Source organism: Candidatus Pantoea soli (assembly GCF_007833795.1).
In the GTDB taxonomy this organism is placed as follows: domain Bacteria; phylum Pseudomonadota; class Gammaproteobacteria; order Enterobacterales; family Enterobacteriaceae; genus Pantoea; species Pantoea soli.
On sequence record NZ_CP032702.1, the window covers coordinates 2,973,746 to 2,986,179 of the forward strand.

Consider the following 12,434-nt stretch of genomic DNA (forward strand, 5'->3'; position numbering starts at 1 on the left):
CTCAGGGTTCCCCATGACGCCATCGCCGCCACTGACGGCGAATGGCGCGGTTCAGACGATCCAGCCAGAGGTAAACCACCGGCGTGGTAAACAGCGTCAGCAGCTGGCTCAGCGCCAGGCCACCGGCAATGGCGATGCCCAGCGGACGGCGTAAATCTGCGTCGCCGCCGTGGCCCAGCGCCAGCGGCAGCGCGCCAAAAAAGGCCGCCAGCGTGGTCATCATGATGGGGCGGAAGCGCATCAGGCACGCCTGGGTGATGGCCTGCTGCGGCGTCAGTCCCTGAGTGCGTTCCGCCTGCAGGGCAAAATCGATCAGCATAATGGCGTTTTTCTTCACGATACCGATCAGCAGCAGGATGCCGATCAGCGCGATCACCGTCAGCTGCGTACCGGTGAGGATCAGCAGCAGCAGCGCCCCTACTCCCGCCGACGGCAGCGTGGAAAGGATGGTCAGCGGATGAAGGTAACTCTCATACAGCATGCCCAGCACGATATAGACCGCCGCCAGCGCGGCAAGAATCAGCCACGGCAGCGTGGCGGTCAGCTGCGAGAAAGCCGCCGCAGTGCCGGCGAAGCCCGCCTGAAGCGTGGCAGGCAAACCCAGCCGTGCCAGCGCCTGCCTGATCTGCTGCTGCGCCTGCTCCAGCGAGACGCCATCGTTGAGGTTAAAGGCAAGGGTGCTGGTGGCGGACTGACCCTGATGCGCTACCGACAGCGGCGCATTACCGCCGCTGAAGCGGGCAAACGCCGCCAGCGGCACGCGGTCGCCGCTGGCGTTGATCACATACAGCTGCTGCAGGATAGCCGGATCGCGCGTGAAGCCCGCCTGCAGCGACATCACCACATGGTACTGATTCAGCGTGTGATACAGCGTGGCGATCTGCCGCTGGCTGAAGGCGTTGTTCAGCAGCGTATCGATCATCTGCAGATTCACGCCCAGCCGCTGCGCGCGATCGCGATCGACCGTGATCACCACCTCCTGGCCGCCGGTCTGCGCATCGGAATCGACGCTGTTGAGCTGCGGTAGCGCCGCCAGCGCCGCCTGCACTTTGGGTGTCCAGGTGCGCAACAGCGTCAGGTCGTCTGCCTGCAGGCTGTACTGATAGGTGGCGTTGGCGCTGCGGCCGCCAATGTGCAGATCCTGTGCCGCCATCAGGAACAGCTGCGCACCGGCAATATGCCGGGTTTTGCGGCTGAGGCGGTTAGCCACTTCCGTGGCGCTGGCATCGCGCGCGCTGAAATCTTTCAGGCGCACAAAAAAGTTCGCGCTGTTGCGCGCGCCAAACATGCCGCTGCCCATGGATGACATCACGCTGTCTACCGCCGGATCGGCCGCAATAATGCGGGTGAACGCCAGGACTTTCGGCTTCATCGCCTGAAACGAGATGTTTTGATCGGCGCGCAGCGCGCCCATCAGCAGGCCGGTATCCTGATTGGGAAAAAAGCCCTTTTGCACTACGGCGAACAGGCACAGGTTCAGCAGCACCGTGAGCAGCAGGCTCGCCAGCGTCAGTTTCTGATGGGCCATCACCCATGCCAGCCCGCGCGCGTAGGCGGCCAGCAGCGCGTTAAGCTGCTGTTCAATCCACTGATACAAAGGATGCGGGCGCTGACGGGCTTTTGACGCCGGCGACAACAGCCGCGCGCACAGCATCGGCGTCAGGCTGAGCGAAACAAACAGGGAGATCAGCAGCGATACGCTGAGGGTCACAGCAAATTCGCGGAACAGACGGCCCACGATGCTGCCCATCAGCAGAATGGGAATGAACACCGCCACCAGCGACAGGGTCATTGACAGCACGGTAAAGCTCACCTCCCGCGATCCGCGCAGCGCGGCACGCAGCGGACTGAGGCCAGCTTCAATGTGACGGGTAATGTTTTCCAGCACCACAATGGCATCATCAACCACAAAGCCCGTAGCGATAATCAGCGCCATCAGCGAGAGATTATCCAGGCTGTAGCCGAGCAGATACATCACCGCGCAGGTGCCCACCAGCGACACCGGCAGCGCCAGCGCCGGGATGACGACCGCCTGCCCGCTGCGCAGAAACACAAACACCACGGCGATCACCAGCAGCATCGCCAGCAGCAGCGTCTCTTCGGTGTCATACAGTGAGGCGCGCACCGTGGGCGAGCGATCCACCACCACTTTCAGCCGGGTGTCGGCCGGCAGATCTTTCTCCAGCGCCGGCAGCTGCGCTTTGATGGCGTCGATGGTGTCCAGCATGTTGGCACCGGCCTGACGCGTAATGCCGATCATCACCGCCGGTGTGGCATTGAGAAAACCAGCCTGATACTGATCTTCCACCGCGTCATAGACGGTGGCGACATCGCGCAGCCGCACGGCCCGGCCCGCCTGATAGCTGACAATCAAATCGCGATACTGCGCCGCTTTATCCAGCTGGCCGTTGCTGTCCACCACCCATGACTGTGCGCTGCCCTGCAGCATGCCTTTCGGCAGGTTCGTGGTGCTGCTGGCGATGGCGCTGCGTACCCTGTCCAGCGCTATCCCGTAGTGCGTGAGTTTTTGCGGCTGCAGATCGATACGCACCGCCGGCAGGGCGCTGCCCATCAGCGAGACTTCCCCGACGCCCTGCACCTGCCCCATCGCCTGTTCAATTTTGCTTTCGGCCAGATCGTACAGTTCACCCGGCGTGCGCGTGGCAGAGGTTAACGCCAGCATCACAATCGGCGCATCCGAAGGGTTGGCTTTGCGGTAAGTGGGCAGCGAAGTCATCGCGTCCGGCAGCAGGCTGCGCGCTGCGTTAATCGCCGCCTGCACATCGCGCGCCGCGCCGTTGATGTCGCGGTCGAGATCGAACTGCAGGATCACACTGGTAGAGCCCTGTGAGCTGGATGAGGTCATTTCGGTCACGCCGGCAATCTGCCCGAGCGCGCGCTCAAGCGGCGTCGCAACAGTGGCCGCCATGGTCTCCGGGCTGGCACCGGCCAGGCTGGCGCTGACCATAATGGTGGGAAAATCCACCTGCGGCAGCGGCGCCACCGGCAGCAGCCGGTAGCCCAGCACGCCGGCCAGCACGATTGCCAGCGTCAGCAGCAGCGTGGCCACCGGACGGAAGATAAACAGCCGGGTCAGGTTCATTCTTCACCCCGCGCCTGCTGCTGTTTACGTTGCATAAAGCGCGAGCCGCGTTGCGCGAGGCCAGCAAACCACAGATAGATCACCGGCGTCGAGTACAGCGTCAGCACCTGACTGACAATCAGACCGCCCACAATCACCAATCCAAGCGGCTGGCGTAGCTCCGCCCCGGAACCGGACGCCAGCATCAGCGGCAGCGCACCGAGTAGCGCCGCCATGGTGGTCATCAGGATCGGCCGAAAACGCAGCAGACAGGCCTGATGAATCGCATCCCGTGGCGACAGACGCTGCTGCTGTTGCGCCGCCAGCGCAAAGTCGATCATCATAATGGCGTTCTTTTTCACAATGCCGATCAGCAGGATCACCCCAATCAGCGCAATCAGGCTGAAGCTGCTGCCAGCCAGCATCAGCGTCAGCAGTGCGCCCATGGCCGCCGATGGCAGCGTCGAAAGAATGGTCACCGGATGAATAAAGCTCTCATACAGAATGCCCAGCACCACATACATCGTGATAATCGCCGCCAGAATCAGCCACAGCGTATTGCCGGTGGCGCGCTGAAACGCCGAGGTTTCGCCCTGGTAGCGCAGCGTCATGCTGGCAGGCAGATGGAGCTGCTGCATCACCGTGCCGATCGCCTGCTGCCCCTGCTGCAGTGAATAGCCGCTGTTAAGGTTGAAAGAGACCATCACCGCCGGGGACTGATTCAGCCGCATGTGCATCAGCGCGCCGCTGCGCAAGTGCACCGTGGCAATCGAGGTCAGTTTCACCATGCCGCTGCTGCCGGAACCGGAGGTGCCGGTACCGCTGCTGGCCGTGCTGCTGCTCACCGGCAGATAGACATCATCCAACGCGGCGGGTGACTGCTGATACTGCGGCGCCACTTCCAGCACCACGCGATACTGACTGGACTGGGTAAAGATGGTGGAAACCAGCCGCTGGCCGAAGCTGTTATACAGCGCGGTATCCACGTCCGCGGCGGTGATCCCGTAACGCGCGGCTTTATCGCGGTTCAGCACCACATAGGCTACCTGCCCCTGATTCTGCAGGTTGCTGACGACGCCGTTAAATTCCGGGCGCTGCTGCAGCGCGGCGACCAGCGCAGGCGCCCAGCGCACCAGGTTTTCGCTGTCGGCATCGTCGAGCGTGAACTGATACTGGCCTGGCGTCACCTGCGCATTGACGGTCAGATCCTGCGCGGGTTGCAGATAGAGCTGAATGCCCGCCACCTGCGCCGCCGCCTGACGCAGCTGCGCAATCACCGTCCCGGCTTTCACGCTGCGCTGATCGAAGGGTTTGAGGCTAATCTGCAACCGGCCACTGTTCAGGCTGGTGTTGCTGCCGTCAATGCCAATGGTGGATGACACGCTTTCCACTGCGGGATTCTGCAGCACCGCACGCACCAGCGCCTGCTGGCGCTGCGCCATCACGCTGAACGACACATCCTGGGACGCCACGGTGATGCCCTGTATCAGCCCGGTATCCTGCGTCGGGAAAAAGCTTTTCGGGATCGCCAGATAAAGCACCACGGTGAGCACAAAGGTGGCCAGCGTCACCAGCAGCGTCAGCGCCTGGTGGTTCAGCACCCGGGTAAGCAGCCGATCGTAGCCGCGCACCAGCTTATCGAACAGCACACCGCCCTGACGGGCAAAGCGCGACTGCTTCTCCGGCGGAATGTGCTGCAGCAGGTAAGCACACAGCATCGGCGTCAGGGTCAGCGACACGCCCATTGACACCAGAATCGCCACCGCCAGCGTGACAGCAAATTCGCGGAACAGACGCCCGACCACATCGCCCATAAACAGCAGCGGAATCAGCACCGCAATCAGCGAAAAGGTCAGCGAAATCAGGGTAAAGCCAATCTGCTGCGCGCCTTTCAGCGCCGCCTGCATCGGCGTTTCGCCCTGCTCCAGCCGCCGTGCGATGTTTTCCACCACCACAATCGCATCGTCAATCACAAAGCCGGTGGCGATGGTCAGCGCCATCAGCGACAGATTATTCAGGCTGAAATTTGCCAGATACATCACGCCGAAAGTGCCGATCAGCGACAGCGGCACGGCCAGACTGGGGATCAGCGTGGCCGCCACGCTGCGCAGAAACAGGAACGTCACCATCACCACCAGCGCTACCGAAAGCAGCAGTTCAAACTGCACGTCGTGGATGGACGCGCGGATGGTTTGCGTGCGGTCAGATAACACCGTCATTTTCACGCCGTCGGGCAGCGCGGCCTGCAGCGCCGGCAGCTGCGCTTTGATGTGATCCACCACCTGGATAACGTTGGCACCCGGCTGGCGCTGCACGCTGATGACGATCGCCGGTGTGTGATTGGCCCACGCCGACTGGTAGCGGTTTTCCGGTGCCTGCTCAATGTGGGCAATATCTTTCAGCCGCAGCGCCGCACCGTTGTGCCAGGCAAGGATCAGGTTGCCGTACTCTGCAGCGGTACGCAGCTGATCGTTGGTATCAATAGTGACCGAATGGTATTTGCCATCAAAACCGCCTTTGGCACCGTTCACGTTGCTGTTGGTGATGAGCGTATTCACGTCTTCCAGCGACAGCGCATGTGCGGCCAGCGCCTGTGGATCCAGCTGCACGCGAATCGCGGGCTGGTGGCCGCCCGCCAGCGTCACCATGCCGACACCGTTAATCTGCGACAGTTTAAGCGCCACGCGGGTATTCACCAGATCCTGCACCTGGGTCAGCGGCAGCGTGGTGGAGCTGGCGGCCAGCGTGATCACCGCGCTGTCCGCCGGGTTGACCTTTTTATAGGTCGGTGGCGCAGGCAAATCGTCCGGCAGCAGGTTATTGGCTGCATTGATGGCCGCCTGTACCTCCTGCTCAGCGACATCCAGCGCCAGATCGAGGCTAAACGTCAGGGTAATGATTGACGAACCGCTGGCGCTGGTGGAGACCATCTGACTCAGGCCGGCCATCTGTCCAAGCTGACGCTCCAGCGGTGAGGTTACCGAGGAGGCCATCACATCCGGACTGGCGCCAGGATAGAGCGTGGTGACCTGAATGGTCGGGTAATCTACCTGCGGCAGCGCTGAGGTGGAGAGAAAGTGCCAGGCAAAGAGGCCGGCGATCAGCACGCCCGCCATCAGCAGAAGCGTGGCAACCGGACGCAGGATAAACAGGCGTGACGGATTCATGATTTCGCCGCCGTCTCAGCCAGCTGAACATGGCTGCCGGTGGTGAGGCGATCGATTCCCTCGGTCACCAGCCGTTCGCCCGGCACCACCCCGCGCAGAATCGCCTGCCCGCTGTCACCGAAGGCCGGTCCGGTAGTGACCGCTCTGCGGGTGACGGTATTGTCCGGGTTGATCACAAACACAAAGCTGCCGTCGCTGCTGAGCTGCAGCGCCTGAGCCGGAATTACCGTGGCGTTTTTCAGCGTGGCAACCTGCACCCGCAGATTGACAAACTGATTCGCGAACAGCGCCTCATCCTGGTTGGCGAAGGTGGCTTTCAGCGTCACCGTGCCGGTGCTGGTGTCAATCTGGTTGCTGATATACTTCACCTCGCCCTGCGCCAGCACCGTGCGGTTGTCCTCATCCAGCGCCACGGCTGGCAGCGTCTGGCCGCTGCGCAGCGCCCGGGTAAGCTGGGGAATCGTGCTCTGTGGCACGCTGAAGGTCACCGCCGCTGGCTGCATCTGCGTCACCACCACAATGCCGGTGGTGTCGCTGGTTTGCACCATGTTGCCGGGATCCACCAGCCGCAGCCCGACGCGTCCGCCGATCGGCGCGGTGATACGCGCATAGTCAATATTCAGCTTCGCACTGGCAATCTGGGCTTCATCGGCGGCTACCGCGCCTTTGTACTGGCCCACGGTGGCGATTTGCGTATCGAGATCCTGGCGCGACAGGGAATCCTGCGCGGCCAGTTTCTGATAACGCGCCAGCGTCAGTTCGGCACTCTTCAGCAGCGCCTGGTTCTGCTGCAACTCGCCCTGATACTGCGCCAGTGTCGCCTGATAGCTGCGCGGATCAATCTGCGCCAGCAGCTGCCCTGCGCTCACTTTTTGTCCTTCCGTGAAGAAGACCTTTTCCAGCTGGCCGGCCACGCGGCTGGTCACGGTCACGCTGGCACCGGGGATCACCGTGCCGGGTGCCTGCAGGTACTGCGGCACGTCGGCGCGGGTGGCCACGCCGCTGTGCACCAGCGTTGCCGTGCTGGCGGCATGCGCCCTGCCCGGCGGTCCGCCGGCAGGCTCTCCATCGGGTTTTCCATCCGGTGGCTGGCCGCCGGCTACGCGCCAGATCGCGCCCGCCAGCAGTATGATTACCAGTAACAGCAGCAGCCATTTCAGCCAGCGGGAAAAACCAGAGCGGGGAGTATGGGTTGTCATCAGTGTCTTCAGGTCAGCGGAGAAAGGAGAACCCCCGGAAAAACAGGGGATTAGTGCAACGATAACGGTGTACGAGGCGCATTATCTGCGCTCTGCCTGCGGGTTTTCTATACGCAAACCGTAAGGGTTATGTTAAGCCGGAAGGAGGCGTCCGCCGCTGGCTGGCGCGGTGGTGAAGCGCGCTGGCAGGCGCAGTGCGGCGGGAAACGCGGCCTGGCGGACAGCAGTGAAGTGTAAGGCCAGCGCTTAGCTGCTCACACCTTGAGATAATTCGCGCGGGCCGGCTGAGCCGGGTGCCGCAAGCCAGCCGGTGCGGCGCTGAAAAAAGGCAAAAAAAAACCCACGCATCCGCGTGGGTCGGTGCAACCGAACAGGGTGAATACCTGAAGCCAGGTATTGCTGCCGCAGCAGCCGATCTTCACACCAATTAATACCTCTGGGACCTTCATCCTCGCGCAAAGGCCGCGGCGATAACAGGGGCAAAACGCAACGGAGTTCGGCGAAATGCAACGAGGTGTGAAAAGCGCGACTGTCTGTTTACATCCTGATTTTATTAAGATTTATCTGAAGCTGGCTTGCTGTAAATGGCGTCAGGCGCAATGTTCATGTGCTTCAGCACCGGCCCCATAATGTTGCCAAACACCGGTGCCGCCACCGATCCACCAAAGTGATCGCCGGCCGTCGGATGGTTGATCATCACCACCAGCGCCACTTCCGGATGGCTGGCAGGCGCGATGCCGGCCGTGTAGTTGACGTAGCCGCCATCATACTTGCCGCTGCTGCCCATCTTTTCCGCGGTACCGGTTTTGGTGGCCAGACGGTAGCCCGGCACGGCGGCTTTCACCCCGGTTCCGCCCGGCAGTACGTCGCTTTCCAGCATGTGCACTACCGTCTGGACGATTTGCGGATCGGCCACCTGTTTACCCAGCACCGGCGGTGTCACTTTGGTGATCGACAGCGGGCGGTAAACGCCGTACGCGCCCAGCGTGGCGTATTCACGCGCAATCTGCAGCGGCGTCACGCGCAGTCCATAACCAAACGAGAAGGTGGCGCGTTCAATGTCCGCCCAGCGCTCGCGATGCAGCGGGAAGTAGCCGACGCTCTCGCCGGTCAGTCCCAGCCCGGTGGGTTTACCCAGACCAAACGCATGATAGGTGTTCACCAGCGCTTCTGCCGGCATCGCCAGCGCAATGTGTGAAACGCCGATGTCGCTCGATTTCTGCAAAATGCCGGTCATGGTCAGACGCGGCCAGTGACCGACGTCGCGGATCAGGTGGCCGTTAACGCTGTAAGGCGTGGTGTCGATTACCGAATCGGCGCGCACCAGGTGGCGCTGCAGCCCTTCCATCACCACCAGCGGCTTCACCGTTGAGCCGGGCTCATAGCTGTCGTTGATGGCGGTATTGCGCATCTGCGCAGGCGTGGCGTTATCGTAATTGTTCGGGTTAAACGAGGGATAAGAGGCCATCGCCAGGATTTCGCCGGTGTCAATTTTCACCAGCACCGCTGCACCGGAATCGGCTTTGTTCAGCAACACGCCGTCGCGCAGTTTGCTGTAGAGCGTGAACTGATCGAACTTGTCGATGCTGAGCTGCACGGTCGGCGGCTGCTTTGGCGGCTCGTAATCGATCATGGCAATGATATTGCCGTCACCGTCCTGACGATACACCTCTTTGCCCGGCTCGCCCTGCAGCACGTGATCAAAGCCCTTTTCCAGCCCGTTGAGGCCGTTATTGTCCGCACCAACGATACCAATCAGCGGCGCCGCGGCTTCACTCATCGGGTAGAAGCGGCTGTCGTCATAGACCGAGCTGATGCCTTTCAGATGCAGTTCGGCAATATCTTTCGCGATGCCAAGCTCGATCTTGCGCCCGAGATAGAGAAAGCGCTTTTTCGGGTTGGCGGTGATCTGCGCGCGCAGCTCTTCCGGGCGCAGGTTGAGCGCGGCGGCAAGGTAGTTCCATTTCGCGCTGCTGAAATCGGGGTTAGCCTCCAGCACGCGCAGCGGGTCGGCAATGATATCGCGCGACGGCACGCTGAGCGCCAGTGCCTGACCATCGCGATCCAGCAGCGTGCCGCGATTGGTCGGCAGCGTTACGGTGCGCAGCGAGCGCTGATCCGCCTCGTGCTCCAGCATCGGATGGTTGATCAACTGCAAATCGCCGACGCGCGCCAGCAGCAGGCCCATACAGCCTAATACGCCGAGGCAAATCAGACGGAAACGAAACGGGTTAAACGGGGCTTTAATCTGGTCTTTTCCCAGAAATTTTTTAATCGGGGGCATAGCAATCCGCTGCGATAAAAGGTGAGTCCGGAACGCAATCCATGCAGTTATAAAGAAAGGCGCGCAGGGATGACAGGAAAACAATGTTTCGATTCGTTATCGACACCGCAGGCAAAAAAAACCTGCGCATCTGCGCAGGTCGGTGTAATCAAGAAACGTTTTGATGTTCACCCATCAATACCTCTGGGACCCTGACTGTAGCAATCTGCTGCCGGGCGAAACTATCACTCAAACGCAACAGTTACCGGCAAAATGTAACCAGCGGTGAGATTGTTAGCCGATTGTGCAACTGACGTGTTTTTTGATTTCCACCAGGCAGCTCATGGCATTCGGTCCCTGCGTTAATGAGGAGGTCCCGATGTCGAGCGTCAGCACGTTCGGGTTACCGGCGCGATCCCACGGCAGCCACGCGCCGCCAAAGCCAGGATCAAACCAGGCACCGGTTGCCACGATCACCACGCCCGGCGTCAGGCCGTCGGTCAGGCGCACGCCCGCCAGCATCCGCCCGCGCGCGTTGCTGACTTCAATTTCATCACCGTCACTAATGCCGCGTGCGGCAGCATCGTGCGGGTGCATATAGAGCGTTTCATGGCCGGCGGTTTTGCCAGCCTGAACCTGCGGCGTGCTGTCCAGCTGGCTGTGCAGGCGATCGGCAGGCTGCACCGAAATCATATGCAGAGGATAGGTGCGGCTGAGCGGCGCGCCCAGCCACTCCTGCGGCTCGCGCCACTCCGGATGCCCGGCAAAATCCGCCAGCTGGAAATCCGCGATGGTCTGGCAGAACAGCTCGATTTTGCCGCTGGCGGTCTGAATGGGATGGCTGACCGGATCGGCGCGGAACGCCGCCATATCCACAAACGGCTTGCCGCCCGGCGGGATCTCCACGTAACCGCGCTGCCAGAATTCGTCAAACGCCGGAAATTCAATGCCGCGTTGCGCATGCGCATGCGCGCACTGCTGATACAGATGCGCGATCCACTGCATCTCGTTGCGCCCTTCGGTGAAGCGATCCCGGTAGCCGAGGCGGTCAGCGATATCGGCAAAAATGTCGAAATCGTTGCGGGCCTGGTGCTGCGGCCGCACGGCCTGATGCATCGCCAGCACGAAACGGTCGCGCGAGGAGCCGCCAATGTCGTTACGTTCCAGCGTGGTGGTGGCGGGCAGGACAATGTCCGCCATCTGCGCGGCGGGCGTCCAGACAATGTCCTGCACAATCACCGTATCTGGTCGCTGCCAGCCCGCGACCAGCCGGTTAAGCTGCTGATGGTGATGGAACGGATTACCGCCCGCCCAGTGCACCAGATGGATATCCGGGTAGTGTCGCGTTTCGCCCTGGAAGCGGTAGGGTTGCCCCGGATTAAGCAGCATGTCGCTGATGCGCGCCACCGGAATAGCCAGCCCGGCCGGATTGGGCCCGGTGCTCATCATCGGGGCCGGCCCTTCCTGCCGCGGGTTGCCCACGCTGTTCATCGAGCCGTGACCAAACGAGAAGCCGCCGCCCGGCAGCCCAGGCTGGCCGAGCATGGCTGAGAGCGCAATCATCATCCAGTAGGGCTGCTCGCCGCGATGCGCGCGCTGCACCGCATAGGCGCAGGTGATAAAGCTGCGTTTACCGATCAGCTGTCCGGCCAGTTGGGCAATACGCGCGGCCGGAATGCCGGTAATCGCGCTGGCCCACGCCGGCGTTTTGGCGATGCCATCGCTTTCACCCAGCAGGTAGCGGCGCAGCTGCGGCCAGCCGGTGCAGTGGCTGGCAAGGAACGCCTCATCCACGGCATCGCGCCGGGCGATCTCGTAGCCCAGCGCCAGCATCAGCGCGACATCGGTATTCGGCCGGATAGGGATCCATTCGGCGTTGACAAAGTCCGGGCAGTCGTCCCGCATCGGGCTGATATTGATCACCGTCGTGCCTCTGGCGCGCAGCTGCTCCAGCGCCGGGCGCAGGCTGTGTTCGCCGGCGCCGCCCGACGCCACCTGGGCGTTTTTCAGCGCCAGACCGCCAAAGGCGATAAAGATGTCGGCATGCTCCACCACCGACGGCCAGTCAGTCACGCGGCCGGTGAGCGGCATCCAGCTGCCGATGACGTACGGCAGAAAGAACTGCGCCGCCCCCCAGCTGTAGTTGCCCTGCTGATCGACGCCACCGCCGCCCTGAAAGTAGAAGCGGCGGATCAGGGTGCGGGCATGGTTAACGCGCCCGGCCGAGGACCAGCCGTAAGAGCCGTTGAAAATGCCGGCGGCGCCGTAGCGCTCACGCACGCGGCGGTTCTCGTCCGCCACCAGATCCAGCGCGGTTTCCCAGTCTACAGCGACAAAATCTTCACGGCCGCGCAGCGTGCGGTCGCTGTTTTCGCGCGATTTCAGCCACGAGCGGCGCACCATCGGCTGGCGGATACGCCTGTCGGAGTACACCAGCTGCGGCACGGTATGAATCATCGGGGAAGGATCGCGATCGGCAAAGAAAGGTTCGCAGGCAATCAGACGGCCGTTTTCGGTGACGGCGGTAAAGGCGCCCCAGTGCGCAAGGTGTGGCACACGTTTTTTCATGCGGTGGTATCCGGCAGGCAGCAAGAGACAGGCCTGCCAGCATAGCATGCCCGGTCGCGCGCACTAAAGTGTGGCGACATGGCTGAATTTCCCCGCTTTTGCGACAGCGCTGGCATTCTGCCGGGTTGCGGCCCCGGGGCTTTTCCGTAACACTG

At 62.0% G+C, this 12,434-nt stretch carries 5 protein-coding genes; all 5 read right to left on the minus strand.

The features are described 5' to 3' along the window. Nucleotide 1: 1 nt before the first annotated feature. The 5 genes from D8B20_RS13860 to D8B20_RS13880 all read right to left on the minus strand — a co-directional run bounded on the left by D8B20_RS13860 (nucleotide 2) and on the right by D8B20_RS13880 (nucleotide 12,279). Nucleotides 2–3,103 (minus strand): efflux RND transporter permease subunit, encoded by a 3,102-nt coding sequence (locus D8B20_RS13860; protein WP_145889401.1) that lies wholly within the window; start codon nucleotides 3,101–3,103, stop codon nucleotides 2–4. Further along, on the minus strand, nucleotides 3,100–6,249 hold the full coding sequence (locus D8B20_RS13865) for an efflux RND transporter permease subunit (RefSeq protein WP_145889402.1): 3,150 nt from the start codon (nucleotides 6,247–6,249) through the stop codon (nucleotides 3,100–3,102). Before D8B20_RS13865 ends, D8B20_RS13860 begins: the two co-directional genes overlap by 4 nt. Then, nucleotides 6,246–7,448, minus strand: a complete 1,203-nt coding sequence (locus tag D8B20_RS13870) for an MdtA/MuxA family multidrug efflux RND transporter periplasmic adaptor subunit (RefSeq protein WP_145889403.1) — start codon at nucleotides 7,446–7,448, stop codon at nucleotides 6,246–6,248. Before D8B20_RS13870 ends, D8B20_RS13865 begins: the two co-directional genes overlap by 4 nt. A 553-nt stretch (nucleotides 7,449–8,001) precedes the next feature. Next, a complete protein-coding gene (locus D8B20_RS13875; RefSeq protein ID WP_145889404.1) occupies nucleotides 8,002–9,732 on the minus strand; it encodes a penicillin-binding transpeptidase domain-containing protein in 1,731 nt (576 codons plus the stop codon). A 273-nt stretch (nucleotides 9,733–10,005) separates the two neighbouring features. Beyond that, a complete protein-coding gene (locus D8B20_RS13880) occupies nucleotides 10,006–12,279 on the minus strand; it encodes a molybdopterin-dependent oxidoreductase (RefSeq protein WP_145889405.1) in 2,274 nt (757 codons plus the stop codon). Between the last annotated feature and the right edge of the window lie 155 nt (nucleotides 12,280–12,434).

Bases quoted from the DNA above. Each gene is read 5' to 3' on its own strand.
- D8B20_RS13860 (WP_145889401.1), bottom strand. From the start codon at position 3,103: ATGAACCTGACCCGGCTGTTTATCTTCCGTCCGGTGGCCACGCTGCTG.
- D8B20_RS13865 (WP_145889402.1), bottom strand. From the start codon at position 6,249: ATGAATCCGTCACGCCTGTTTATCCTGCGTCCGGTTGCCACGCTTCTG.
- D8B20_RS13870 (WP_145889403.1), bottom strand. From the start codon at position 7,448: ATGACAACCCATACTCCCCGCTCTGGTTTTTCCCGCTGGCTGAAATGG.
- D8B20_RS13875 (WP_145889404.1), bottom strand. From the start codon at position 9,732: ATGCCCCCGATTAAAAAATTTCTGGGAAAAGACCAGATTAAAGCCCCG.
- D8B20_RS13880 (WP_145889405.1), bottom strand. From the start codon at position 12,279: ATGAAAAAACGTGTGCCACACCTTGCGCACTGGGGCGCCTTTACCGCC.